Annotated in this window: 22 protein-coding genes; 10 read left to right on the forward strand and 12 right to left on the reverse strand. The window is 63.6% G+C overall.

Going from position 1 to position 24,662, the window contains the following annotated elements; all coding sequences use genetic code 11:
- Positions 1 to 22 precede the first annotated feature (22 nt).
- From ACNR9O_RS15635 to ACNR9O_RS15645, 3 genes are read left to right on the forward strand one after another with little or no spacing between them, the layout of a single operon-like run.
- A complete protein-coding gene (locus ACNR9O_RS15635; RefSeq protein WP_473687214.1) occupies positions 23 to 940 on the forward strand; it encodes a glycosyltransferase in 918 nt (305 codons plus the stop codon).
- A 34-nt stretch (positions 941 to 974) separates the two neighbouring features.
- Positions 975 to 2,072 carry a UDP-galactopyranose mutase gene (glf, locus tag ACNR9O_RS15640; protein WP_473687212.1) on the forward strand — a complete coding sequence of 366 codons (1,098 nt, stop codon included), beginning with the start codon at positions 975 to 977 and terminating at the stop codon, positions 2,070 to 2,072.
- Between the two features lie 8 nt (positions 2,073 to 2,080).
- Positions 2,081 to 3,202, forward strand: coding sequence for a glycosyltransferase family 4 protein (locus ACNR9O_RS15645; RefSeq protein WP_473687210.1), 1,122 nt, complete (start codon positions 2,081 to 2,083; stop codon positions 3,200 to 3,202).
- On the opposite strand, the gene ACNR9O_RS15650 is transcribed toward ACNR9O_RS15645, so the two are convergent.
- Genes ACNR9O_RS15650 through ACNR9O_RS15665 form a run of 4 tightly spaced genes read right to left on the reverse strand, consistent with a single transcriptional unit; the run spans position 3,192 to position 6,988 of the window.
- Positions 3,192 to 3,929 (reverse strand): methyltransferase domain-containing protein, encoded by a 738-nt coding sequence (locus ACNR9O_RS15650; RefSeq protein WP_473687208.1) that lies wholly within the window; start codon positions 3,927 to 3,929, stop codon positions 3,192 to 3,194. The two genes, ACNR9O_RS15645 and ACNR9O_RS15650, sit on opposite strands and share 11 nt — an antisense overlap.
- Positions 3,926 to 4,915, reverse strand: a complete 990-nt coding sequence (gene galE, locus ACNR9O_RS15655; protein ID WP_473687206.1) for a UDP-glucose 4-epimerase GalE — start codon at positions 4,913 to 4,915, stop codon at positions 3,926 to 3,928. The genes ACNR9O_RS15650 and galE overlap by 4 nt, the downstream gene beginning before the upstream one ends.
- Positions 4,912 to 6,141, reverse strand: coding sequence for a glycosyltransferase (locus ACNR9O_RS15660; protein WP_473687204.1), 1,230 nt, complete (start codon positions 6,139 to 6,141; stop codon positions 4,912 to 4,914). Before ACNR9O_RS15660 ends, galE begins: the two co-directional genes overlap by 4 nt.
- Complete coding sequence (locus ACNR9O_RS15665; RefSeq protein WP_473687202.1) at positions 6,134 to 6,988, reverse strand: glycosyltransferase family 2 protein; 855 nt, start codon at positions 6,986 to 6,988, stop codon at positions 6,134 to 6,136. The genes ACNR9O_RS15660 and ACNR9O_RS15665 overlap by 8 nt, the downstream gene beginning before the upstream one ends.
- Before the next feature lie 255 nt (positions 6,989 to 7,243).
- Between ACNR9O_RS15665 and pilB the strand changes: the two genes are divergently transcribed.
- The 4 genes from pilB to coaE all read left to right on the forward strand — a co-directional run bounded on the left by pilB (position 7,244) and on the right by coaE (position 11,924).
- A complete protein-coding gene (pilB, locus tag ACNR9O_RS15670; RefSeq protein ID WP_473700652.1) occupies positions 7,244 to 8,965 on the forward strand; it encodes a type IV-A pilus assembly ATPase PilB in 1,722 nt (573 codons plus the stop codon).
- Between the two features lie 141 nt (positions 8,966 to 9,106).
- Positions 9,107 to 10,375, forward strand: a complete 1,269-nt coding sequence (locus tag ACNR9O_RS15675; RefSeq protein ID WP_473687199.1) for a type II secretion system F family protein — start codon at positions 9,107 to 9,109, stop codon at positions 10,373 to 10,375.
- Between the two features lie 65 nt (positions 10,376 to 10,440).
- Positions 10,441 to 11,304 carry a prepilin peptidase gene (locus ACNR9O_RS15680; RefSeq protein WP_473687197.1) on the forward strand — a complete coding sequence of 288 codons (864 nt, stop codon included), beginning with the start codon at positions 10,441 to 10,443 and terminating at the stop codon, positions 11,302 to 11,304.
- Positions 11,301 to 11,924 (forward strand): dephospho-CoA kinase, encoded by a 624-nt coding sequence (gene coaE, locus ACNR9O_RS15685; RefSeq protein WP_473687195.1) that lies wholly within the window; start codon positions 11,301 to 11,303, stop codon positions 11,922 to 11,924. The genes ACNR9O_RS15680 and coaE overlap by 4 nt, the downstream gene beginning before the upstream one ends.
- 3 nt (positions 11,925 to 11,927) lie before the next feature.
- Here coaE and ACNR9O_RS15690 read toward each other — a convergent pair whose 3' ends face one another.
- From ACNR9O_RS15690 to lgt, 4 genes are all read right to left on the reverse strand, one after another.
- The gene (locus ACNR9O_RS15690) at positions 11,928 to 12,896 is read right to left on the reverse strand and encodes a Nudix family hydrolase (RefSeq protein ID WP_473687193.1); all 969 of its coding nucleotides are present in this window, start codon (positions 12,894 to 12,896) and stop codon (positions 11,928 to 11,930) included.
- Positions 12,893 to 13,381, reverse strand: a complete 489-nt coding sequence (locus ACNR9O_RS15695) for a dihydrofolate reductase (RefSeq protein ID WP_473687191.1) — start codon at positions 13,379 to 13,381, stop codon at positions 12,893 to 12,895. Before ACNR9O_RS15695 ends, ACNR9O_RS15690 begins: the two co-directional genes overlap by 4 nt.
- 128 nt (positions 13,382 to 13,509) lie before the next feature.
- The gene (locus ACNR9O_RS15700; protein ID WP_473687189.1) at positions 13,510 to 14,304 is read right to left on the reverse strand and encodes a thymidylate synthase; all 795 of its coding nucleotides are present in this window, start codon (positions 14,302 to 14,304) and stop codon (positions 13,510 to 13,512) included.
- Positions 14,305 to 14,311: 7 nt separating this feature from the next.
- On the reverse strand, positions 14,312 to 15,142 hold the full coding sequence (lgt, locus tag ACNR9O_RS15705) for a prolipoprotein diacylglyceryl transferase (RefSeq protein ID WP_473687187.1): 831 nt from the start codon (positions 15,140 to 15,142) through the stop codon (positions 14,312 to 14,314).
- 240 nt (positions 15,143 to 15,382) lie between these two features.
- On the opposite strand from lgt, the gene ACNR9O_RS15710 reads away from it, so the two are divergent.
- Both ACNR9O_RS15710 and ACNR9O_RS15715 read left to right on the forward strand, forming a co-directional pair.
- On the forward strand, positions 15,383 to 17,341 hold the full coding sequence (locus tag ACNR9O_RS15710; RefSeq protein WP_473687185.1) for a S9 family peptidase: 1,959 nt from the start codon (positions 15,383 to 15,385) through the stop codon (positions 17,339 to 17,341).
- Positions 17,342 to 17,639: 298 nt separating this feature from the next.
- A complete protein-coding gene (locus ACNR9O_RS15715) occupies positions 17,640 to 20,507 on the forward strand; it encodes a TonB-dependent receptor plug domain-containing protein (RefSeq protein ID WP_473687183.1) in 2,868 nt (955 codons plus the stop codon).
- 98 nt (positions 20,508 to 20,605) lie between these two features.
- Here ACNR9O_RS15715 and ACNR9O_RS15720 read toward each other — a convergent pair whose 3' ends face one another.
- The 4 genes from ACNR9O_RS15720 to ACNR9O_RS15735 form a co-directional block, all read right to left on the reverse strand.
- The gene (locus ACNR9O_RS15720; RefSeq protein WP_473687181.1) at positions 20,606 to 21,109 is read right to left on the reverse strand and encodes a TPM domain-containing protein; all 504 of its coding nucleotides are present in this window, start codon (positions 21,107 to 21,109) and stop codon (positions 20,606 to 20,608) included.
- Between the two features lies 1 nt (position 21,110).
- Positions 21,111 to 22,007 (reverse strand): TPM domain-containing protein, encoded by an 897-nt coding sequence (locus ACNR9O_RS15725; protein ID WP_473700796.1) that lies wholly within the window; start codon positions 22,005 to 22,007, stop codon positions 21,111 to 21,113.
- Between the two features lie 7 nt (positions 22,008 to 22,014).
- Positions 22,015 to 22,635, reverse strand: coding sequence for a LemA family protein (locus ACNR9O_RS15730; RefSeq protein WP_473687177.1), 621 nt, complete (start codon positions 22,633 to 22,635; stop codon positions 22,015 to 22,017).
- A 72-nt stretch (positions 22,636 to 22,707) separates the two neighbouring features.
- Complete coding sequence (locus tag ACNR9O_RS15735; protein WP_473687175.1) at positions 22,708 to 23,082, reverse strand: diacylglycerol kinase; 375 nt, start codon at positions 23,080 to 23,082, stop codon at positions 22,708 to 22,710.
- A gap of 285 nt (positions 23,083 to 23,367) precedes the next feature.
- On the opposite strand from ACNR9O_RS15735, the gene ACNR9O_RS15740 reads away from it, so the two are divergent.
- Positions 23,368 to 24,657, forward strand: coding sequence for an ATP-binding protein (locus tag ACNR9O_RS15740; RefSeq protein WP_473687173.1), 1,290 nt, complete (start codon positions 23,368 to 23,370; stop codon positions 24,655 to 24,657).
- Positions 24,658 to 24,662 lie beyond the last annotated feature (5 nt).

The raw sequence follows: 24,662 nt of genomic DNA on the forward strand, positions 1-24,662 counted from the left end.
CATTCACTCGCATAGCACAAACATGAAAGTCACCATCGTCGTAGTGACATACAACCGCAAGAAATTACTACTCGAAGCGCTCGAACGGATCGCCGCGCAAACCGCCCAGCCAGCCAGCATATTAGTCGTGGACAACGCCTCCAGCGACGGCACTCAAGAGGCGCTCCGCCAGGCTGGCTGGCTAAGCCGTCCTGGCTTCAAAGTATTGACACTTGACCAGAACACTGGTGGTGCTGGCGGCTTCGCCGCCGGCATGCGCAAAGCGGTCGATGAAGGAGCCGACTGGATCTGGATCATGGACGATGATGCTATGCCCGAGCCGGATGCTCTACGCGAACTCATCGCGGTCGCCACAGATCAAGATCACCTTTATGGCTCCGTTGCATTGCAAAACGACAAGCTGTCATGGCCCATGGTGCGCGTGGGAGGCGGACCCAATGACACCATCTATGACCATGCCAGACTTCCTGAACTTCTGGATGTCAGTTTCATTCCGTTCCTGGGCTTGCTCGTGAGCGCTAGAATCATCGAGAAAATCGGCCTGCCAGACGCTGATTACTTCATCGCCGCGGACGATGTCGAGTATTGCCTGCGCGCTCGAACCACCGGCGCGCGTGTCCTTCTCGTCAAGAAGAGCAGGCTCCAACATCCTGCCGCAGAGAATGACGTCATTCAGCTAGGCTGGCGCCCCTTCAGCGCACTGCGACTCCCGCCCTGGAAGCGCTACTACGACACTAGGAACAGGCTCCTCACGGCGAAAAGACATTACGGCGCGGCACTTTACTATTCGACCATTCCTGGATCTTTTCTACGTTACTTCATCACGTTGGCGCGCCAAAAAGGTCGCTGGAAACAAACCGTCGCTTTCTTCGGCGGCATGGTCGACGGGCTCGCCGGCCGCAAGGGGCGCCGTCACGAACGATGGGGCCTCACGCCGTAAACCTTCATTTCGCTGATGATTCTTTGAGACTTTCATGTCATTCAATCTGAGTTCCGTACTAGTCGTGGGAGCAGGGTTCGCTGGCTCGGTAGTCGCTCGCGAACTAGCCGATGCGGGACATCGCGTACGTGTGATCGACAAGCGTCCACATATCGCAGGCAACGCCTACGACGAAGTGGATTCGCATGGAATCCTCGTCCACCGATATGGCCCCCATATTTTTCATACCAATGGTGAGCGTATCTTCCAGTATCTCTCGCGCTTTACCGAATGGCGCCCCTATGAACATCGTGTCAAAAGCGCGGTGGACGGTGTGCTCTATCCATTTCCGATCAACCGGGACACGTTGAACCTGCTTTATGGCCTGAACCTCCGCGAGGTTGAAGCCGAAGCTTTCCTCGAGCGCGTACGGGAGCCACGCTCACCAACGGTCACTAGCGAAGATGTCGTGCTCAATAGCGTAGGAAGGGACTTGTACGAAAAGTTCTTCCTTAATTACACCCGCAAGCAATGGGGATTGGAGCCCTCTCAGCTTAAAGCCGGAGTGGCAGCGCGTATCCCCGTGCGAACCAGTTCTGATGATCGTTACTTCACGGATACGTTTCAGGCCATGCCTAAAGAAGGGTATACACGGATGTTTGAAGCGATGCTCAATCATCCAGATATCACCGTCGAACTGAATACGGATTTCGAAGATGTCCGGAGCATGATCAGCGCGACTCATGTTGTCTATACGGGACCAATCGACTCTTACTTTCGGTATTGCTTCGGTCGCCTCCCCTATCGCTCGCTTCGATTCGAGCACGAACACCTTCCCATTCCCCAGTACCAGGAAACCGGTACGGTCAATTACCCAAATGATTTTGCATATACGCGAATCACCGAGTTTAAGCACCTCACCGGCCAGCCCCATGAGGGCACCTCCATCGTCAAGGAGTATCCACAGGCTGAGGGCGATCCCTACTACCCCATTCCAAACACCGAGAACGAAGCGTTGTTCAAGCGGTACGAAGAGCTCGCCGCCGGCGAACCTGACGTCACCTTCGTTGGACGGCTAGCGCAATACCGCTACTACAACATGGATCAGGTCGTCGGCGCCGCGCTCGCTGCGGCTCGCCGACTGCTTGGCTGAGACTAACTATGCGCATTGCTTTTCTGTGCAAACGTTTCTATATGGCCAAGGACGTTATCCTGGATCGCTATGCGCGCCTGTATGAGATTCCTCGGCAACTTGCCCAGTTGGGGCACGACGTCCGCGGTTACTGCCTGAGTTACCAGGGCCATGAAGAAGGCCGCTGGTCTCACGAAGCATCCGACGGTCAGCTTGAATGGATATCGCGTTCCTTCGGAAGAAATCCGTTGAAGCTCGGCGCCTACCCGTTTGCATTGAAGCGCGACCTGTGCAGCTTCGCCCCCGATCTGCTGATCGGCGCCTCTGATATACCTCATATCGCGCTCGCCGCCTGGCTGTCTCGTCGCCTGGGAATTCCCTATGCGGTCGATCTCTACGATAACTTCGAAGGGTTCGGACAGGCAAAGCTGCCGGGCATGATCGGCGCTCTCCGCAAAGCCACACGCAACGCCTCGGTCGTCATGACCACCAGCGAGGCGCTGAAGGCCCATGTCATGGATACGTATCAGGCGCTCGGCCATGTCGTTGCCATGCCGAGCACCATCGACAGCAAGGTGTTCCATCGCAAGAACCAGGCCGACGCAAGGCGCACGCTCGACCTTCCCGACGACGCCATCTTGATCGGCACAGCCGGTGGCCTTTACCTCGACAAAGGGATCGGCACGCTATACGACGCATGGCATCGGCTAGCTCACGACTATCCGCGGTCACATCTCGTTCTAGCAGGCCCCCACGCTCCGCAAGCGCCTCCACCGTCCGGTTCCCGCGTTCACTACCTGGGCCAGCTGCCCCATGCAAGAACTGCCGACCTGTTCAACGCACTCGATCTTGGCGTGATCTATCTCCGCGACACGGTATTTGGGCGCTACTGCTTCCCGCAAAAGGCCTATGAGATGCTCGCCTGTGGCCTGCCCATCGTGTCCGCCAGAGTGGGGGCCATGACTGGCCTTCTAGGCGAAAGCGATCCAGGGCTTTATCAGGCCGACGATGCAGATGATCTGGCACGCGCAATCAAAGAGCGGCTCGATGGACAACGCCATACGCCTCCGCCGATCAAGGATTGGCAAGAGCTGATCCGGGATGTCGAACCCTTGCTACGCAAGGCAGCAGGAAACAACTCTAGAATCTAGCTTTCCTTCCCCAAGCCACATAGCCGTCGCCCAGATCCCAGCGATAGAACCATCGCTGTACCGTGCAAAATGGCGCAACCCATTTGTCGCTATACAGGGACAACGCCCTGGAAACCGCCTTTGGCTTGACTTGAGCGCTTTTTATGCTCCGCTGCTCGGGCGTCATGGCATCGTAGCTGCGATCGCCGCGTATCATCCAATTGGAAACGCGGCGAGTCACCTCAGTCACCGGATAACCATAATTCACTACTTCGACGTCCTCCGCACCTGACTGCAAAAGTAGGTCTTTCAATTGTTGCTTCTCGTAGCGACGCACATGCCCGACGATTTCGTCGGAACGACCAAATTTGCGGGCATGCGCCGGAACGGATAGAAGAATGCGCCCACCGGGCTTTAGATAGCGCATCCAGCCGCGAAAGACATCCAGGTCATCTTCGATGTGCTCCAGCACCTCGAATGCAAGCAGATAATCGAAGGACTCCGGAGGCAATTGATCCAGCGAATCCACCACCTTGATCCGATCTCCCGCGAAAGCCAGGTTCGCTCGCATCGCTTCGCGGCTATCCATACCCAGGTCATGGCAGGCGCCAGTAAATCCCTTTTCGAGGAACCAGCGGGTCATATATCCCGTACCCGCACCCATTTCGACGAACGTGCCCGCAGGCCACGAGCGAATTGCATCGCCGACACAACTCTCGCGGAGCACCAGCTTAGGTTGCTTCTTCATCTGGCCAACGCCTCATAAGTACTGGACGAATGCCAGCGCCAGGCTGATTCAATGATCCCGTAGATATCCCTCTGCTCAACCTGCCAGTCGAGTAATTCTCTCGCGCGCTCGCTGGAAGCCACCAGGGCGGCCGGATCGCCACTTCTGCGCGGCGCTGCGACGGAGGCAATGGGCCGGCCGGTGATTCGCCGAGCCGCTTCGAGTATCTGCAGCACACTGAAACCTTGACCATTGCCGAGATTCAGCACGTGCGCTCCTTCGTGCTCGCACAGGAATTTGAGCGATAGAAGATGAGCTCCGACCAGATCGCCGACATGCACGTAATCGCGCACGCAAGTCCCATCCGGCGTCGGGTAGTCGTTGCCGAAAATGCTGACCGTCGTTCCGTAAAGCGCCGCTCTTAGAATGTTAGGGATGAGGTGCGTTTCCGGCCAGTGCGCTTCTCCAATCACGGCGGTCCTACTCGCCCCCGCTGCATTGAAGTAACGCAGAGACATGGACCGCAACCCATAAGCGGATGCCGCATGGCTGAGCAGCCGTTCGATGGTTAGCTTGCTGCTTCCGTAGGGATTGACCGGCGAGAGCGCATGGGTTTCATCCACGCAGGCTGTAACCGGATTGCCATACACCGCCGCCGTCGACGAAAACACTAGACGGCCGACCTCGGCCTCGCGCATGGCCTCCAGCAGGTTGAGCGTGCCACTCACGTTGTTGCGGTAGTAGGCGTAAGGATCCCTGACCGAATCGCCCACAAGAGATAGCGCCGCAAAATGCAAGACGGCATCGATCTGCCGTCTTGCGAACGCGCTTCGCAACGCCTCGCGATCAAGAAGGTCGCCCACCAATAGCTCGCCCCACTGCGCAAGTTCACGATGGCCGGTCGAGAGATTGTCGAAAACAGTAACCCGATAACCTTCTTCGGCGAGCCGCTCGGACATATGCGAGCCGATATAACCCGCGCCACCCACGACGAGAATGTGAGTCATTCGTGCGTCCCCTCTTTTCCCGACTGAAAAGCAGCGCAGTCGCCTAACAATACGGCGTAGCTTTTAGCGATGTGGCGCCAATCGACCTTCCCGCTTACCAGACGATGGATGGCCGCAGCCGACTCTCTGGCACGTGAGGGCTCACGAAGCGTCCGGATCACCGATTCGGCCAGAGCTTGCGTATCTCGGGGGTTCACCACGACGCCGGCCATATCGCCGAGTAAATCCTGGACCCCAGCGACGTTGCCGGCCACGACCGGACACCCGCAACCTATAGCCTCCATCAGAGCCACCGGCAAACCCTCCTGGTCTCCCGCCGAATCGCGAACGAAGGGCGCCACGAAGACGCTGGCCCTCCGATAGAGTGCCGGCAGCTCCGCTTGCGGGACCGCACCGAGAAAGCGAATCGCTGAAGCAATGCCGAGCCTATCGGTTTGTTCCTTGAGTGCCCGCTCTTCGGGTCCAAATCCGGCGATCGTGAGAGTGGCTTCGGGATAGGCGGCCATGATGGAAGGCATGGCATCCAGGAGATGACGTAGTCCCTTTTTGGGCACCAGACGCCCGACGAACAGCAATTCGCTCGGGGATCGCACGGTGTCATCCGGTATGAAGCGCCCCTCCAGATCAGCGCCCATTGGCAGAATGTCGATGCGGCGAGGATGCAGCTGCTGCTGCGCCACTTCTTCCGCCATGGCGCTGCTCACTACCGTCATCGCAGCGGCATCGCCAGCCACGCGCCGCTTCAGGCGCCCTGCCAATTTGCCTTTCAGGCCGAAGAGATCGCCGCCATGAGAGGTCACCAAGAACGGTAGACCAAAGCGACGATACAAAAGGGAGGCCACCAGACCCTGCGGTATCAACCAATGTGCGTGGATCACTGCGATCCGTCGGTGCCGTGCAATTCGTCGCGCCGCAAAGTATTGGCCCAGCACGAAACCCGGTAAGAGCAACCATTTCCATCTCGCGCGACGCAGGTTGGCAGCGATACCGCCATCATTGACCAATGTTTGCAGAAGTCGCGGCGCATAGCGGTAGCGAATCACTTCTACGCCATCCAACTGGCCGCTTGCATCGGCACCAGGAGCATCCGGCACGACGGCGATGACGTCGAACGTCTCGACGAGACGCCGGCATAGTTCGTGAACAAAACCAGGCTCAGGATCACCGGCACAGCGAGGATAGGTGGAAGCCAGCACCAAGACAGCCGGCCGCGAGGTTTCAGTCATGGCGTCGATAGGTCAAGGCCGTGATCTGCTCAGATACCAGACCGATCAGGAACACGATGACCGCCGCGCTCCACATGAGTGTGCTCATGTTCGTCAGCCGACCTTCGCGCAGGAAAGTCCAGGCATAGTTCGCGCTACCAAGCAAAAAAAACACCACCGCCGTCGGCGCAAACAACTTCAACGGCGAATACAACGTCGCAATCTTGAAGATGATCAGCAGAAACCGGATGCCATCCTTCAACGGCTTGATGTGACTCTTGCCAACTCGCTGCGCCGCCTTGATCGGCAAATACGCCACCGGATACGCACTGCGGAAAAACGCCATCGTGCTGGTCGTCGGATAGGAAAACCCATTCGGCAACAGGTGCAGGAATTCGCGGAACCGATCGGCGCGCACCGCACGAAACCCTGACGTCAGATCAGCCACTTCGTGCCCGGTCATCCGCGTCGCCAGCCAGTTGTAGATCGTATTGGCCACGCCACGCCCGACGCCCGCCTGGCTGCTCCAGTCACGCGCGCCGACCACCATGTCATAGCCCTGTCCCAGCCGCTCGAGCATGCGATCGATGTCGGCGGGATCGTGCTGGCCATCGCCGTCCATGAACACCAGGATGTCGCCGCTGGCAGCGCGGGCGCCGCGCTTGATGGCCGCGCCGTTGCCCATCGAATAAGGGGAGGAAAGGCACTGCACGCCGGAAACGGCGCAGATCTCGCGGGTATCGTCCGTGGAACCGTCATCCACCACGATGATTTCCGCCTCCGGCTGCGCCGCCCGAAGGCGCGGCAGCAGATTCTTGAGTGCGGCGGCCTCGTTCTTGGCGGGCAAAACGATACTGATGCGGTCCAAAATGACTCCCCCGAGCGTAAACAGGAATGATAGCCCGCCATTCCTGCGGATGGCTGTGGTGGATTTGACGAAACGGCGACCTCCCAGCCGTCCGGTTCCGCTGTTTTTGTGGTTCGGGACTTGGACGACGCCTGGTTGCCATCCAAATGTGTGCCAGGAGTCACCATACCGTCACCCTGCCGCTCCGGCGGGTGACCCGCCGCGGCATCTGCGGTAAATTCCCCTCCAATCAGGGGGCTGGGCGACATTCAGGTTATGGCGACGCAAATGCAACCGTCACTGGCAGGCCTGTCGGGCATGGCCCGGCGGCTGGTGTCCGAAGGGGTGCTCCCCGAACCGGACGTGCGCAAGGCGGTCATTGATTCGGCCCAGCACAAGACCACGCTCACGAGCTGGCTGCTGGACAACGGCCTGGTCGACAGCGGCCGTCTCACCCAGATCGCTTCGGCCGAGTTCGGCATGCCGGCTATGGACGTATCCGCGCTCCAGCCCGCCAGCATGCCGCTGAACCTGATCAGCGAGGCATTGGTCAACAAGCATCACGCCCTGCCCCTGTTCAGACGCGGCAAGCGCCTATTCGTGGGTATCGCCGATCCGATGCAGTCCCACGCGCTGGACGAGATCAAGTTCCACTCCAACTGCATGGTGGAGCCGATCCTTGTCGAGCGCGCCCAGTTGCATCGGGTGATCGAGAACGCGCTCACGGCGATGAACGCCACCGTCCCCGACCTGGGCGGCGACGATCTGGAAGAGCTGGCGCTCGAGGCCGGCGACGATGACGGCGAAACCACCGGCATCGACGCGAACGCCAACGAAGACGCGCCGGTCGTGAAGTTCGTCAACAAGATCCTGGTGGATGCCATCCGCCGCGGCGCCTCGGATATCCATTTCGAGCCGTTCGAGACGCAATACCGGGTACGCCTGCGCATGGATGGCATGCTGCGCGCCGTGGCCAGCCCGCCGATGAAGCTCGCCGCGCGCCTATCGTCGCGCCTGAAGGTGATGGCCGGCCTGGATATCGCGGAGCGTCGCGTGCCGCAGGACGGCCGCATCAAGCTCAACCTGTCCAAGAGCCGCTCGGTCGACTTCCGCGTCAGCACGCTGCCTACGCTGTTCGGCGAGAAGATCGTGCTGCGTATCCTCGATGCATCCACCGCCAAGATGGGCATCGACAAGCTCGGCTATGAAGAGGTGCAGAAGCAGCTCTACGTCGATGCCATCCACAAGCCCTACGGCATGGTGCTGGTCACCGGCCCTACCGGTTCCGGCAAGACGGTGTCGCTCTATACGGCGCTCAATATCCTCAACACGGCAGAGCGCAACATCTCCACCGTCGAAGACCCGGTCGAAATCCGCGTCGAAGGCATCAACCAGGTCCAGCAGAACACCAAGCGCGGCATGACCTTCGCGGCGGCCTTGCGCTCTTTCCTGCGCCAGGACCCGGACGTGATCATGGTCGGCGAAATCCGCGACCTGGAAACCGCCGAGATCGCCATCAAGGCCGCGCAGACCGGCCACATGGTGCTGTCCACCCTGCATACCAACGACGCGCCGCAGACCATCGCGCGCCTGATGAACATGGGCATCGCGCCCTACAACATCACCTCGTCGGTGACCCTGGTGATCGCCCAGCGCCTGGCGCGCCGCCTGCACGACTGCAAGAAGCCCATCGACCTGCCACCGAACGTCCTCCTGGCCGCCGGCTTCACGCAGGAGGAGATCGACGCGGGCCTCACCCTCTATGAGGCGGTCGGCTGCGACAACTGCAACGAGGGCTACAAAGGCCGCGTGGGCATCTACCAGGTCATGCCGATGCTGGAGGAGATCCAGAAGATCGTGCTGCAGGGCGGCAACGCGCTTCAGATCTCCGAAGTGGCTCGCCAGGCCGGCATCAACGATCTGCGCGCCTCGGCCCTGCTGAAGGTCAAGCAGGGCGTCACGAGCCTGGCCGAGATCGATCGCGTCACCAAGGATTGAGGCCTGCCAGGCGTCCGGTTTTCGGGACGCCGGTAGCACTGGAGTTGCGCGCCAAGGCACGGATTGCCGGGGATTTTTGCACTAAGCTGCACCTAATTTGCGTCGGCCCGCAGCCGGCAGGTTCGAAGGGGGAATTTCCGTATGGCCACAGCAGTCACGGCAGCTAAAGACGCGCGCACCCGCGGTGCAGAGCGCGCCGCCGTCAGCCAGTTGACCATGTACGACTGGGTCGCGCTGGACAAGCGCGGCAAGCGCATGAAGGGCGAGATGCCGGCGAAGAACGCCTCGCTGGTGAAGGCCGAGCTGCGCCGCCAGGGCATGAACCCGCAGACGGTGCGCGAGCGCTCCAAGCCGCTGTTCGGCGCCAGCGGCAGCACGGTCAAGCCGCGCGACGTCGCCATCTTCAGCCGCCAGATCGCCACCATGATGGCCTCCGGCGTGCCGATGGTGCAGGCCTTCGAGATCATCGCCGACGGCCAGAAGAACATCCGCTTCAAGAACATGCTCGTCGATGTGAAGCAGAACATCGAGGGCGGCGCTGCCATGCATGAAGCGCTGGGCAAGTACCCGGTGCAGTTCGACGAGCTCTATCGCAACCTGGTCCATGCCGGCGAATCGGCCGGTGTGCTCGACACGGTGCTGGACACCGTGGCGACGTACAAGGAGCGAATGGAGGGCATCAAGAGCAAGATCAAGAAGGCCCTGTTCTACCCCGTGATGGTGCTGGTGGTGGCGCTGCTGGTCAGCATGATCCTGCTGCTGTTCGTGGTGCCCGTGTTCGAGCAGACCTTCAAGGACGCCGGCGCGGAACTGCCCGCACCGACGCAGATCGTGATCAGCGCCTCGCAATTCATGCAGAGCTACTGGTGGCTGGTGATCGGCGTGATCGTCGGCAGCGTCGTCGCCCTGGTCATGGCCAAGAACCGGTCGCAGAAGGTCGCGCACTTCCTGGATCGCCTGATGCTGCGGCTTCCGGTGATCGGCAACATTCTCCGCCAGTCCGCCATCGCCCGTTTCGCCCGCACCCTCGGCGTCACCTTCCGCGCCGGCGTGCCGCTGGTCGAAGCCATGGATGCCGTCGCCGGCGCCACTGGCAGCATCGTCTACGGCGACGCCGTACGGCAGATGCGCGACGACGTCGCGGTCGGTCACCAGTTGCAGCTGGCCATGCGCCAGACCGGCCTGTTCCCGAACATGGTGGTGCAGATGACCGCCATCGGCGAAGAATCGGGCGCCCTGGACAACATGCTGTTCAAGGTGGCCGAGTTCTACGAGGAAGAGGTCAACAACGCGGTCGATACCCTGTCCACCCTGCTCGAGCCGTTGATCATGGTGATCCTCGGCGTGCTGGTGGGCGGCATGGTCGTGTCCCTGTACCTGCCGATCTTCAAGCTCGCAGGCACGGTGTAAGCTTCCGCATCCGAGCCCCTCTCCCATCGGGAGGGGGGCTTTTTTTATCGCTATCGAGACGTCGCATGCCTGAGCTTCCTCTTTGGGCCTGGATCGCCGTGGCGGCCGTGCTTGGCCTGCTCGTCGGCAGTTTTCTCAACGTGGTGATCCTGCGACTGCCCGAACGCATGATGGCGATGTGGCGCGAGGAAGCGCGCGATGTGCTGGAAATCGGGGAAGAAGACGGCTCCGCTCCTCTTCCTCCCGGGATCGTCCGCGAGCCTTCGCATTGCCCGCACTGCAAGCATCGCCTGTCCGCGCTCGACAACATCCCGCTGTTCGGATGGCTGTTCCTGCGCGGCCGCTGCCGTTATTGCCAGGCGCCAATCTCCATCCAGTATCCACTGGTGGAATTGCTGAGCGGCGTACTGAGCGCCGTCATCGTGTGGAAGTTCGGGCCGACTTGGCCAGCCCTCGCCGGACTGGCCTTCACTTGGATGCTGATCGCGCTGGCCGGCATCGATTTCCGCACGCAGTACCTGCCCGACCAGATCAATTACCCCCTGCTGTGGATCGGCCTGCTGCTGAGCACGCTGCCGATGTTCGTCCATCCCGCTGCCGCGATCGTCGGTGCGGCCATCGGCTACCTCAGCCTGTGGAGCGTGTACTGGCTGTTCAAGCTGGCCACCGGCAAGGAAGGCATGGGCTATGGCGACTTCAAGCTGCTCGCTGCGCTGGGCGCGTGGATGGGGCCGGTCGCGCTGCTGCCGATCGTGCTGCTGTCGTCGCTGGTCGGCGCGGTGATCGGCGGAACGCTGATCGTGCTGCGCCGGCACCAGAAGGATGTGCCGATGCCGTTCGGTCCGTTCATCGCGATGGCGGGCTGGATCTGGTTCGTCGCCGGCGACGAACTGCTGCAGCTCTATCAGCAGTTGACGGGCCTGCGGTGAGCGAGCATCGCGCTTATGTCATCGCCCTGACCGGCGGCATCGCCGCCGGCAAGAGCGCCGTCACCCGCCGCTTCGAGGCGCTCGGTATCGCTGTCTACGACGCGGATATCGCCGCGCGAGAAGTGGTGAAGCCAGGCAGCGAAGGCCTGGAGGCGATCGTGCAGGCGTTCGGCCCCGGCGTGCTGGATGCGCAGGGCCAGCTGGACCGTGCCGCGATGCGCCGGCGCGTATTCGCCGATGACATGGCTCGCCACACGCTGGAAGGCATCACGCATCCCCGCGTGCGCCGCTGGCTGCGCGAGCGCGCCGATGCGGACCGCGGCCCCTACTGCCTGCTGGCCATCCCTTTGCTGGCGGAAAACATCGCGCATTACCGCTGGGTGGATCGCATCCTCGTGGTGGACGCGCCCGAACGCGTGCAGCTGGAACGCCTGACCCGCCGCGACGGCATCGACGAGGCTCTCGCCCGCAATATGATCGCGCGCCAGGCCAGCCGCGAGCAGCGGCTCGAACTGGCGGACGACGTCATCGTCAACGAGGGTGAAGAAGCGGCTCTGGATGCGGCCGTTACTGCCCTGCACGCGCGTTACCTGGCGCTTGCGGACGCCGCCCAGGCCTGAGGCTCAACTGCCCCAGAATCCCCGAATGCCAGCGACGCCCTGCCCGCCCAACGTCCTGGCCCGGGCCGCGTCGGCATCGCCCATCCCACCCAGCGCATAGACCGGCAACGAGGCCGCCTCGGCCAACTGGCCAAAGGCATCCCAGCCCAGCGGCGTGACGCCAAGATGCGTCATCGTCGCAGCCACCGGCGAGAGCGTGGCGAAGTCCGCACCCAGGTGCAGCGCCAGCGCCAGTTCGGCCGCGTCATGGCAACTCGCGCCGACCAGCTGTGTCCATGGCAACGGCCGTTCCGCCCAGGTAGCGAGCTGGGCGGCCTTGAGCTGCACCCCGACCCCTGGCCCCAGCGCACCCGCGCCGGCCACGTCGCCGTTGAGCAACAGGCAGGCGCCACGTGCGCGAGCCTCGGCCAGCAGTTCCGACGCCAACGCTCTTACCTGCGTTTGAGGCCAAGTCGGCAGGCGCAGCTGCAGCAACTGCTCACCACGCGCGAGCGCATCGCGCAGCATGAGCACGCAAGCATCAAACGCTTCTTCTGGAAGATCCGCCGGCGTGATCGGGTAGCGCACAGGCAGACGCAGCGCCTGCAAGATGGCGCGATCGGCCGGCGCCAGCGTGGCCAGATCCGCCTGCCAGGGGTCGATCCATTGCAGCGCCTGGTGTTCCAGCGTGGCCGGCACACCTTCCCAGCGATGCACCAGCCGCGCGTCGAGCAGCAAGCGCCGCTCGCCATAAGCCCAAGGGATGCGTGTCAGAGGATCGGCCACCTCGGCATCGATCCCCAGCTCCTCGCGCAGCTCGCGCACAAGCCCTGCATCGGCGGCTTCCCCCGGCTCCAGCTTGCCGCCGGGGAACTCCCACATGCCGGCAAGGTGCTTGCCGGGCGGGCGCTGGGCCAGGAGAACACGACCTGCGGCGTCCTGCAGGACGCCGGCCATGACGTGGATGACCGCAATTTCCTGCGAGGCACTCAAGCGCTGCGGATGTACTCGACCATGTCGAAATCGTAGGCGTGGTCGGCGTCTTTCTTGTGGTGCGTGCGCTTGACCTCGGTCCAGTCGCTGAAATGCACGCCGGGGAAGAAGGTGTCGGCGCCATCCACGGCGGCGTTCACCCAGGTCAGGTACAGCCGCTGCGCCTTCGGCAGCGCTTCGGCGTAGATCTCGCCGCCGCCGACCACCATGAGGCCGGTGCCGTCCGCGCGTGCCACGCCTTCAGCCAGCGAGCGCACGGTGACCTGCCCCGGAAAAGGCGCCTCGTGCTTGCGGGTAAGCACCAGATTGGTCCGTCCCGGCAGCGCCCGCCCCACCGACACGGCGGTGTTGTAGCCCATCAGCACGTACTTGCCGAGCGTCAGCTCCTTGAACCAGCGCAGGTCGTCTGGCAGGTGCCAGGGCAATTGGCCCTTGCGGCCGATGGCGAAATTTTCATCGAGCGCGGCAATCAGCGAAACGGCCATGGGGACTCCAGTTGTTGCGACCGGCGGGGAGGGGATCGGCACGGACCGGGGGGCGGCCCGCGTGCGCTAGCCGCGCATTCTACCCACGATCGCCATCATGGCGGTGAGCATTCGCCTGCTCGGGCCTGTCACACGGCGACCGGGGCCTTGATCGCCGGATGTGGCGCGTAGCCCTCGATGACGACGTCCTCGAAGCGGAAATCCTCCAGCGCTCGCACGTCCGGGTTCAACCGTAACGTCGGCAGCGTCCGCGGCTCCCGGGTCAGTTGCAGCCGGGCCTGCTCGAGGTGATTGTTGTAAAGGTGGGCATCGCCCAGCGTGTGCACGAAATCGCCCACGCCCAAGCCGCACACCTGCGCCACCATATGGGTCAGCAACGCGTAGCTGGCGATGTTGAACGGCACGCCAAGGAAGATATCGCCCGAGCGCTGGTACAGCTGGCAGCTCAAGCGGCCATCGGCGACATAGAACTGGAACATCGTATGGCAGGGCATGAGCGCCATCTTCGGCAGCTCGCCCACGTTCCACGCGTTGACGATGAGGCGGCGCGAATCGGGATTGCGGCGGATCTCCTCCACCACCCAGCGAATCTGATCCACCGTGGTTCCGTCAGCGGTGCGCCAGGCGCGCCATTGCTCGCCGTAGACCGGCCCCAGGTCGCCGTTGGCGTCGGCCCACTCGTCCCAGATGCTGACGCCGTGCTCGTTGAGGTAGCGGATATTGGTGTCGCCACGCAGGAACCAGATCAGCTCATGCACGATCGACTTCAGGTGCAGCTTCTTGGTGGTGACCAGCGGGAAGCCTTCGCGCAGGTCGAAACGCATCTGCCAGCCGAACACGCTGCGCGTGCCGGTGCCGGTGCGGTCGGCCTTGACGGTGCCGTGCTCCAGCACGTGGCGCAGCAGATCGAGGTAAGCGCGCATCTCTCACTCACTCCTTCGCCGGCATGGCGACGGTGTAGGGGCGCAGCGTCGGCGCCTTGCGGGACATCACCAGCAGCACCAGCCCCACCACGATCAGCGGCAGCGACAGGATCTGCCCCATGGTCAGCCAGCCGAACGCGAGATAGCCCAGCTGCGGGTCGGGCAGGCGCACGAACTCCACCGCGAAACGGAAGCAGCCGTACATCAGCGCGAACAGGCCCGACACCAGATAGCGCGGGCGCGGCTTCAGCGACACCAGCCACAGCACGGTGAACATCACCACGCCCTCGAGCAACATCTCGTACAGCTGCGAAGGATGGCGCGGCAGCCGGTCCGGCGCGTTGGGAAAGATCATCGCCCACGGCACATCGCCAGGCTTGCCCCACAGCTCGCCATTGATGAAGTTGCCCAGGCGCCCGAGCCCCAGGCCGATCGGCACCAGCGGCGCGACGAAATCCACCGTGTCGAAGAAATGCAGCTGATGGCGCCGCGACCACCACAGGCCCGCCGCCAGCACGCCGAGCAGGCCGCCGTGGAAACTCATGCCGCCGTCCCAGACGCGGAACAACGCCAACGGATCGGTCCAGATCCAGTGGATGTCGGTATAGAACAGCATGTAACCGAGGCGGCCGCCCACGATCACGCCCATCATCACGTAGAAGGCCAGGTCGCCGAGCGCGTCGCGCGACACCGGCAGGCGGCCCTGGCGACGGCGGTACTCGGCCAGCAGCCAGGCGCCGAGGAAGCCGCCCAGATACATCAAGCCGTACCAGTGGATCGCGAGGGGTCCCAGCCGGAAGGCCACGGGATCGATGGCAACGGTATACGGCATCGTCATGAGCAATAAGGCAGCTGGCAAAGGCCAAGTGTACCGGCCCCCGCCCGGCCCCGACAGGCGCCCTCGACGGGCTGCGTCCGGTGGCTATACTCGCCGTCGAACGCGGCCGCGGACTCGGGGGAGTCTCCTCGGCCCGCGCCGGGCCTGGATGCCGGCGACGTCGCGCGTTCGGTCCGGCGGGGGACGCTCCCGGCCACCGGGCCGATCACGGCAAGGGAGCGCTACAGGGGAGAAAACGCAATGTCGCATCGTTTCGCGCGGCCAGCGCTGGCCGCGCTGTGCCTGCTCATACCGGCGGCCATCCATGCCGCCGATCTGATTCCCGTCGAGGATTTCGCTCGCCATCCGCAGCTGCGCAATCCCAGATTGTCGCCCGACGGCAAGCACCTTGCGGTACGCATGGACGATCCCGCCAATGGCAGCTACGCGCTGGCGGTCTTCGCGGTGAACGACATGTCCAAACCGCTCAGCCTGCTGCGCATGCCGCGCTACCAGATCCCGATGGGCCTGGAATGGGTCAGCCCCACGCGGCTGGTCGTGCAGAAGGGCAAGCAGAGCGGCTCGCTGGATATTCCCACCTACTACGGTGAAGTCCTCGCCACCGATCTGGACGGCAAGCACATCGACTACGTCTACGGCTACGACAACGTCGGCAGCCGCGCCAGCACGCGCAACGGCGACAAGGGCTGGGGCTTCGTGGTCGGCAAGCCGTCGCCCACCAACGGTCACATCTACCTGGAAACGGAATCCTGGGACGACAAGGGCCATTACTCGCTGTACGACGTCGATACGGTGAAGAACAGCCGCCGCCTGATCGGCGACATCAAGGTCGACGGCATGAGCTTCATGGTCGGCGCCGACGGCGAGGTGCATTACGCCTACGGCAACGACGAGAACTTCGACTACGTGGTCTACCGGCGTGCCAACGGTGCCTGGAACGCCCTCGACACCAAGCACGACTATCGCAGCTTTGCGCCGCTCACTTATGCACCGGACAAGCAGCGCATCTACGCCCATTACTCCCAGAACGGCGGCCCCACCGAACTGATCGAGCAGAACGAGGACGGCAGCGACCGCAAGGTGCTCGCCAAAGATGCCTTCGCCAACATCGGCATGATCCAGTGGACGTCGCTGCCGACGCAGCCGTTCGCCGCCGCACCGAAGGCCGGCGTGCCCAAGCCCGTCTACATCGCGCCCGACCTGCCCGCCGCGAAGCTGCACATGGCACTCAGCCAGGCGTTCAAGGGCTTCGTCGATTTCATCGACTACAGCGAAGACGGCAGCCAGCTGCTGTTCTCCGTAAGCAGCGACCGCGATCCTGGCACCTATTACCTGATCGACACCAGGACCAACAAAGTCAGCAAGCTATTCAGCGCTTATCCGTGGATCGATCCCTCGCGCATGGCCGAACGCCGTCCGCTGCGTTTCAAAGCCAGCGATGGCACCGAACTGGAAGCCATCCTCACCCTGCCGCCCGGCAAGGGCGAGACCAACCTGCCGATGGTGCTGCTGCCGCACGGCGGCCCGCACGGCATCGACGACGACTGGTTCTACGACAACGACGCACAGTTCCTCGCCAACCGCGGCTACCTGGTGCTGCAGGTGAACTACCGCGGCTCCGGCGGCCGCGGCCGCAACTTCAACGAGAGCGGCTACCTGCAATGGGGTACGCGCATCCAGCAGGACCTGATCGACGGTGTGAAATGGGCGGTCGCCGAGAGCTACGCCGATCCCAGGCGGGTCTGCGTCTACGGCTCCAGCTTCGGCGGCTACTCCGCGATGATGACGGCCATCCGCGCGCCGGGCGTATTCAAGTGCGCCGTCGGCTACGCCGGCATCTACGATCTGGCCATGATGTACAAGAAGGGCGACGTGCGGGAGCAGAAGTCGGGGCGCAGCTATCTGAACACGGTCATCGGCAGGGATGACGCGGACCTCGCCGCCAATTCGCCGGACAAGCTGGCCGACAAGATCGACGTACCGGTCCTGCTGATCCATGGCGAGGACGACGAACGTGCCCCGTTTGCCCAGGCCAAGGCGATGCGCGCCGCGTTGGATGCGGCGCACAAGCCCTACGAATGGCTGTCCAAGCCCGGCGAAGGGCACGGCTTCTTCGCTGAGAAGAACAACATCGAGTTCTACAACACGCTGCAGGCTTTTCTGGACAAGCACATCGCCCAACTGGCGGCGACCCCATAGACCGTCCCTTGGTCGGACAAAATCATAAGAAAAAAGGGCGCCATGGCGCCCTTTTTTCTGTTTTGCCCCTACCCAAAAGCAGCAACGGCAAATACTTACGTTCACATAGATGACGCGACAGCAAGGTTGCACGAAGCTGTCACCTTGCTTTAACTTCGGGCTTACATCGCCCGCTCCCCGGCTTCGGCGATGCCGAGGCACGTCCGCTCCCCCAAGTGGGACATGCCATCCCAGATATCCAGGCGACCAGCATTTCGGGCTGGCGGCTGGCTATTTTTTGTTTGGAGTTCTCATAACAATGAAGCAAAAGACACTGCTGGCTACCGCCATCGCCGCAGCTCTCATGCTGCAGACGTGGTCGGTCGCGGCGCAGGATGCCGCCACTGCCCCTGCTCCCGCTGCTGACCAGTCCAAGGCCAAGAGCCTGGACACCATCACCGTGACCGGTTCGCGCATCCGCAGCGTGGATGTCGAAACCGCGCAGCCCGTCTTCTCGATGAGCCGCGAGGAAATCCAGAAGCAGGGCTACGTGAGCGTGGGCGACATCCTGTCGCACATCACCGCTTCGGGCGCGCCGGGCTATAGCCGTTCGGCCTCGCTGACCTCCAACACCTACGCCGGCAGCTCCACCGTCGAACTGCGTGGCCTGGGCGCCGCCCGCACCCTGGTGCTGGTCGACGGCCGCCGCTGGGGCACCAATGCCGACGGCTTCACCGATCTGGACACCATCCCGTCCTCGATCATCGAGCGCATCGACGTGCTGAAGGATGGCGCCTCGGCCATCTACGGCTCCGACGCCATCGCCGGCGTGATCAACATCATCACCCGCAACAACATCCAGGGCGGCGACGCCAACGTCTACTACGGCCAGTACGGCAAGGGTGACGGCGCGCGCCAGCAGTACGATTTCACCTGGGGCAACAAGATCGGCAAGCTGTCCTACGTGTTCAGCGGCACCTACGCCAAGGACGATCCGGTGTGGGCCAAGGACCGCGACTTCTCGCGCTATCCGAACGGTCCGCGCCATCCGAACTCCGGCCTGTCTTCGTTCGGTCCGGGCGGCCTGATCCTCAACGATCCCTCGGGCAACGGGCTGAAGCTCAACCCGGGCGGCAATCCGACCAACCTCGCCGATTACCACACCTACGATCGCTCCGTGGATAACTTCAACGCCGACCCGCAGATGATGCTGGTCAATGGCGCGAAGCGTAAATCGCTGTTCGGCAAGGCCAACTACGCGATCACCGACAACGTCACCGCGCACGTCGACGCCACCTACGTCGAGCGCACGGCGAACATCCAGATCGCCGGCTATCCGATCGGCACCGGCAACACCGGCGTGGCGCTGGATAAGGACAGCTACTACAACCCGCTGGGCAGCCAGCAGGGCTACGCCAATCCGCAGGACGTCGAATTCCTGCGCCGTGGCGTGGAGACCCCGCGCCTGACCAAGAACACCCTCAAGACCTACCGCTTCGGCGCGGGCCTCGACGGCGTGTTCCAGATCGGCGAGCGCAACTTCAACTGGGATGTCAGCGGGTTCTTCAACAAGAACAAGGGCGACATCTTCGGCACCGGCAACTACAACCTGATCAACCTCGCCAACGGCCTCGGCCCGTCCTTCATGGGCAGCGATGGTGTGGTCCGTTGCGGTCGCCCGGGCGCGGTGATCTCCGGCTGCACGCCGGTGAACATCCTGTCCGGCGCCGGCGGCCTGACGCCGGAAATGATGAATTACATCGGCGTCAACACCAACGGCACCTACGGCACCCAGACCGCCGGCTTCGCGGCCAACATCGGCGGTGACGTGGTCCAGCTGCCGGCTGGCATGATGCAGTTCGCCGCCGGCGTCGAATACCGCCGCGAGTCTGGCTACGACCGTCCGGATGCGTTCTCGCAGACCGGCAACTCCACCGACCTGGCCTCGGCGCCGTCCTCGGGCAAGTACAACACCAAGGAAGCCTACGCCGAGTTGAACATCCCGGTGCTGGCCGACCTGCCGTTCGCGAAGATGGTCTCGGTCGACCTGGCCAGCCGCTATTCGAAGTACAGCACCTTCGGCAGCACCACCAACAGCAAGTTCGGTCTGCAGTGGAAGCCGATCGACGACCTGCTGGTGCGCGGCAGCATCTCCGAGGGCTTCCGCTCGCCGACCATCAATGACTTGTTCGGTGGCCAGTCGCAGACCTTCGACGTGTACACCGATCCGTGCGATTCGCGCTTCGGCGCCGTGGCCAACGGCAACGCCAACGCCATTGCCGCCTGCCGCGCGGCCGGCCTGGCCCCGAACTTCGCCCAGACCGATGGTGCCGGCAAGCCGGTCGACTCCGCGCAGTCGGCGTCCACCACGCCGTTCCTGTCCGGTTCCAACGACAAGCTCAAGCCCGAAACCTCGCTCAGCAAGACCCTTGGCGTGGTCTACAGCCCGAGCTACATCGACGGCCTGAACGTGTCGCTGGACTGGTACAACATCCGCATCCGCAACGTGATCAGCAGCGTCACCTCCAACGACGTGCTGAACGATTGCTACCTGCGCAACATCGGCGCTTCCTGTGGCCTGTTCCAGCGTGACGCCAACGGCCAGGTCATCAACCTGGTGCACACGCTGACCAACCGCGGCCAGCTGGAAACCGAAGGCTACGACCTGAGCCTGTCTTACCGTCTGCCGAAGTTCTCGTTCGGCCAGTTCCGTCTGAACCTGGACGCGAACTACGTCGACAAGTACAACCAGACGCTCGGCAGCGGCGTGACGCAGTACAGCGCCGGCCAGTACTCCACCTGGCGCATTCGCAGCAACGCGAACCTCGACTGGACCTACGGCGACTTCGGCGCGACCTGGGGCGTCCGTTACTACTCGGGCCTGAAGGAAGATTGCGCGTTCGATATCGGCGGCGGTCCGGAGTGCAATCTGCCGAACTACTACGCACCGGGCGTGGGCATCACCCCGAAGCGTCAGGTCGGCGGCATCGCGTTCAACGACGTGTCGGTCCGCTGGACGGCGCCGTGGCAGGGCACCTTCTCCATCGGTGCCAACAACGTGTTCAACCGTACTTCCCCGATCTTCTACACCGCGTCGAGCAACTCGATCGGCAACAGCAGCTTCGTGGGTAACCCGTCGTACGACATTGGCCGCTTCTGGTACGTGCGTTACAACCAGAAGTTCTGATGCCCTTCATCGGGTAGCAAAAGAAAAAAGCCGCGGGGCAACCCGCGGCTTTTTTCATGCCTGCCGCCGCACGAAACAGACGGCGACCGATACCGTCGTCAGAGCAAGACCGGCCGGTCCGGCAGTTCGTCCGGCGTGTCCTTGTCGTTGCCCGGGAAATGCCGCGTCAGCAGTGCATGCGCATCCGCAATGCCCTGCAGGCAGCCTTCGCGCCAGTCGCCACGCGCAAAGCTCCCGCGCATGCGTGCGCAGACGGCATCCCACTCCGACGCCGGCACTTCGCGCGCGATACCGCGATCGGCCACGATCTCGATGCGGTGCTCTGCCAGCAGCACATAGAACAGCACGCCGCTGTTGTGCTCGGTATCCCACACGCGCAGCTGGGCAAAGACCTGCTCCGCACGCCTGCGTGCGTCGAGACCTTCCAGCACGTCCCACGGCGACAGCCGCGACTCCACCGCGAAGCACACCTCGCCCTTGTGCAGGCGCTCGCCCTCGCCGATGGCACGCGTCATCTCATCCAGTAGCGCAGACGGAAAAGCCCGGCGCATCTGGAACCAGCCAGCGCACAGATTGGTAAAGAAGCGTTGGGCGCGTCCCATCTCACCAGCTCCCCGAAGAACCGCCGCCGCCGAAGCTGCCGCCACCGCCGCTGAAGCCGCCGCCTCCCCCGCCACCAAAGCCGCCGCCGCCAAAACCGCCGCCGCTGCCCCAGCCACCGAAACCGCCCCAGCCACCGCCGCCGATCGAGCGGCCACTGCCCGCGGGAAGCAGCATCATCACGCCGCCGATGATCGCGCCGATCACCGCCGCGCCCGCCGTCGCCGCCAGCAGCCACAGCAAACCGCCGATCAGCCCGGCACCCAGTGGCGTGCGCAGCCAGATCCGCGCCCGACCCAGCACGCCGCGCAGGAACAGACCGGCGAACACACCGATGAGCAGCATCTCCTGCAAGCCCAGGCCGCGCGATTCACGGCGAGCCGGTTCCACCGGCGGTGGCAACGCTTCGTCGTTGATCAGCAGCGTGAGCGCGCCGATGGCATCGCTGATGCCGCCGTAGTAATCGTTGGTGCGGAACTTCGGAGCAATGTATTCGCGAATGATGCGGTTCGCCGCCGCATCGGGAATGGCGCCTTCCAGCCCATATCCCACCTCGATGCGCACGCGCCGGTCGTTCTTGGCGATCAGCAGCAGCACGCCATCGTCCGGCCCCTTGCGGCCGACCTTGTTGGCCTCGGCCACGGCCAGCGAGTACCCCTCGATATCCTGCGGCTGCGTACTGCCTACCATCAGCACGACCAGCTGCGCGCCCTTGCTCTTTTCCAGCGCGACAAGCTGACTGTCGAGCTGATCGATCTGCTGTGCGCTGAGCGTGCCGGTGAGGTCGGTGACGTGCCGTGCCAGCTTGGGTGGCGCATCGTCCGCGCGCACGAGCGAAGGCCCTGCCGCAAGAAGCAGCAGGGCCAGCAGGAGGAACGGCAGCCGCGCGAGGCGCCGCATGCTCATGTCAATGCGTCGCGGCCGGCGCGGGCTGCGGGCTGGTGCCGAAATCGACCGTCGGCGCGGTGGAGATCGCCTTCTCGTTCTCCACGGTGAAATTCGGCTTCACCTGGTAGCCGAAGATCTTGGCCGTCAGGTTGTTGGGGAAGGTACGGATCATCGAGTTGTATTCCTGCACCGACTGCACGTAGCGGTTGCGCGCCACGGTGATGCGGTTCTCGGTGCCTTCCAGCTGCGCCTGCAGGTTCTGGAACAGGCCGTCGGCCTTCAGCTGCGGGTAGTTCTCGCTGACCACCATCAGGCGCGACAGTGCGCTGGACAGCTCGCCCTGCGCCTGCTGGAACTGCTGCAGCTTCTGCGGATCGTTGAGCGCGTCGGGCGACAGCTGCATCGTGCCCACCTTGGCGCGCGCATTGGTCACCTCGGTCAGCACTTTCTCCTCGTGCTGCGCGTAACCCTTTACGGTATTGACGAGGTTAGGCACCAGGTCGGCGCGGCGCTGGTACTGGTTGATCACTTCCGACCAGGCGGCCTTGACGGCTTCGTCCTGGCGCTGGATCGCGTTATAGCCGCAGCCGGACAGGCCGAGGACGAGCAACAGCAGGGCGACTGCGCGAAGGAATTTCATGGGGTCGAGCTCCGATCCGGTGGAGCCCTCATTGCAGCATCCCGCAACAGCCTGCGCAATCTGGCCTTGCGCTCAACCGAGCCAGCGCGGTCCCAGGATCAGCCCCCAGCTCAGCGCCACCATCACCAGGAGCAGGAACACCGCCGCCGAGCCCATGTCCTTGGCGCGACCGGCCAGCTCGTGGAACTCGGGGCTGACTTTGTCCACGACCGCTTCCACGGCCGAGTTGAGCAATTCGGCCGACAGCACCAGCACCGCCGGCAGTACCAGCGCGATCTTCTCCAGCGCGCCGTGACCCAGCCACAGGCCGAGCGGAATCAGCACCAGCGCGAGGCAGGCCTCCAGGCGGAACGAGGCCTCGTGCCGCCAGCCGGCGCGCAGCCCCTTCATCGACCACTTGAAGGCGTTCCAGATTTGCTTGGGTCCGCGGATGCCGCTGGCAGCCATGATGAAGTCCGTGCGAAGCGCCGCCCGGGGCGGCAGACCATGCTGACCCGTTGCCGCGGAAGGGGTTCCGCGTCTCGAGTCGGCCACAAAACGGTCATGATGCCATAGCGTCCCCACGCAGCCTCCTCCTCCGCCGGAAGAACGCCGCAAGTGGCCGCCGTAACGCATTTTTTTGCGTCCCGTTCATGCCCCTCCGGCGCCACGGATGGACGGTGCCGCGGCCGGCTGCGCCTTCTCGCGAGACTCGCGCCGGGCCTTTCGTCGCAGGCAACTTAGAATGCGCGCATGAAACGCTCCCTCGCCCAGCAGCGCATCGGCCCCACCGCCCTCACCCGCACGCTTGCCTGGCTGCGCATCTGTGCCATCGCCGGGCAGAGCGTGGCGGTGCTGGTGTGCGCACTTTGGATGAAGCTCGACATCCCCCTGCTGCCGCTGATGGTGGGTATCGGCACGCTCGCCGTGTTTGCCGTCTATGCCGCATGGCGGCTGTCGCAGCCGTCACCCATGCGCGAATGGGAAACCATCCTGCACGTCGCGGCCGATACGCTGGAGCTGGGCTATCTGCTGTATTTCACCGGCGGCGCCAGCAATCCGTTCATCACGTTGCTGCTGGTGCCGATCGCCCTGACCGCCGCCGCCCTGTCGGTACGCGCGATCCTCGCCGTCGCCCTGCTCGCCGGCGTGGCCTACCTGGTGTTGCTGGGCTCGTATGTACCGTTGCCGGTGCCCGAGCATGCGTTCGGCCCTTCCGGCTTCAATCTACACGTCGCCGGCATGGGCGTGAACTTTGTTATTTCGGCGGTACTGCTGGCCTTCTTCACCAACCGGCTAGCACGTGCCGTACGTCTGCAGCAGGTGGAAGTGCAACGCGTGCGCGAACGCGCGCTGCGCGACGAAGGTATTCTCGCCATCGCCACCCAGGCAGCGGGCGCCGCGCACGAACTCAACACGCCGCTCTCCACCATGCGCACGCTGCTGCCGGAACTGCGCCGAGAACATGCCGGCGATACCGCGCTCGGCGAGGACCTCGCGCTGCTGGAGGGCCAGGTGGAGCGTTGCCGCACGATCCTTCGCGAGATGGTCGCCTTCGGCAAGGCGCAGCTTTCGCAGGTGCCCGAATGCACCACGCTGGACGGCTTCATCCATGGCTGCCTGGAGCGCTTCCAGTTGCTGCGCCCCGAGGCCGAACTCGACCTGCAGCTGGACGACGATGCGGCAGCCATCGTCCTGCGCACCCCGCCGGGTCTGCGCCACGCGCTGCTGAACCTGCTCAACAACGCATTCGAGGCTTCGTCACTCAACCAGTCGCAGGCCGTCGGCCTGATCGCGCGGCGCGAAGGCGGCTGGCTGGAGTTCGCGGTGCGCGATCACGGGCCGGGCTTCGTTCCCACCGGCGCGCCGGCCTCGCTGGGCCAGTCGCACAAGCTGACCGGGCTGGGCATCGGCCTGGCGCTGGCGGAGGCGACCGCAGAACGCCTGCACGGCGAACTCACCGCAACGGATGCGCCCGGCGGCGGCGCCGAAATGCAGCTGCGCTTGCCGCTGGCCGTGGTCGGCGCGCGGCGCGACGGCTGAGCGGG

It is taken from the genome of Dyella sp. CR10 (assembly GCF_055814425.1).

Excerpts from the sequence above, each read along its gene's own strand:
- glf (WP_473687212.1), top strand. The coding sequence starts at position 975 with ATGTCATTCAATCTGAGTTCCGTACTAGTCGTGGGAGCAGGGTTCGCT.
- ACNR9O_RS15710 (WP_473687185.1), top strand. The coding sequence starts at position 15,383 with ATGTCGCATCGTTTCGCGCGGCCAGCGCTGGCCGCGCTGTGCCTGCTC.
- ACNR9O_RS15740 (WP_473687173.1), top strand. The coding sequence starts at position 23,368 with ATGAAACGCTCCCTCGCCCAGCAGCGCATCGGCCCCACCGCCCTCACC.
- lgt (WP_473687187.1), bottom strand. The coding sequence starts at position 15,142 with ATGACGATGCCGTATACCGTTGCCATCGATCCCGTGGCCTTCCGGCTG.
- galE (WP_473687206.1), bottom strand. The coding sequence starts at position 4,915 with ATGACTCACATTCTCGTCGTGGGTGGCGCGGGTTATATCGGCTCGCAT.
- pilB (WP_473700652.1), top strand. The coding sequence starts at position 7,244 with ATGGCGACGCAAATGCAACCGTCACTGGCAGGCCTGTCGGGCATGGCC.
- ACNR9O_RS15660 (WP_473687204.1), bottom strand. The coding sequence starts at position 6,141 with ATGACTGAAACCTCGCGGCCGGCTGTCTTGGTGCTGGCTTCCACCTAT.
- ACNR9O_RS15695 (WP_473687191.1), bottom strand. The coding sequence starts at position 13,381 with ATGGCCGTTTCGCTGATTGCCGCGCTCGATGAAAATTTCGCCATCGGC.
- ACNR9O_RS15675 (WP_473687199.1), top strand. The coding sequence starts at position 9,107 with ATGGCCACAGCAGTCACGGCAGCTAAAGACGCGCGCACCCGCGGTGCA.
- ACNR9O_RS15725 (WP_473700796.1), bottom strand. The coding sequence starts at position 22,007 with ATGCGGCGCCTCGCGCGGCTGCCGTTCCTCCTGCTGGCCCTGCTGCTT.
- ACNR9O_RS15715 (WP_473687183.1), top strand. The coding sequence starts at position 17,640 with ATGAAGCAAAAGACACTGCTGGCTACCGCCATCGCCGCAGCTCTCATG.
- ACNR9O_RS15650 (WP_473687208.1), bottom strand. The coding sequence starts at position 3,929 with ATGAAGAAGCAACCTAAGCTGGTGCTCCGCGAGAGTTGTGTCGGCGAT.
- ACNR9O_RS15700 (WP_473687189.1), bottom strand. The coding sequence starts at position 14,304 with ATGCGCGCTTACCTCGATCTGCTGCGCCACGTGCTGGAGCACGGCACC.
- ACNR9O_RS15735 (WP_473687175.1), bottom strand. The coding sequence starts at position 23,082 with ATGGCTGCCAGCGGCATCCGCGGACCCAAGCAAATCTGGAACGCCTTC.
- ACNR9O_RS15645 (WP_473687210.1), top strand. The coding sequence starts at position 2,081 with ATGCGCATTGCTTTTCTGTGCAAACGTTTCTATATGGCCAAGGACGTT.
- ACNR9O_RS15720 (WP_473687181.1), bottom strand. The coding sequence starts at position 21,109 with ATGGGACGCGCCCAACGCTTCTTTACCAATCTGTGCGCTGGCTGGTTC.
- ACNR9O_RS15730 (WP_473687177.1), bottom strand. The coding sequence starts at position 22,635 with ATGAAATTCCTTCGCGCAGTCGCCCTGCTGTTGCTCGTCCTCGGCCTG.
- ACNR9O_RS15680 (WP_473687197.1), top strand. The coding sequence starts at position 10,441 with ATGCCTGAGCTTCCTCTTTGGGCCTGGATCGCCGTGGCGGCCGTGCTT.
- ACNR9O_RS15635 (WP_473687214.1), top strand. The coding sequence starts at position 23 with ATGAAAGTCACCATCGTCGTAGTGACATACAACCGCAAGAAATTACTA.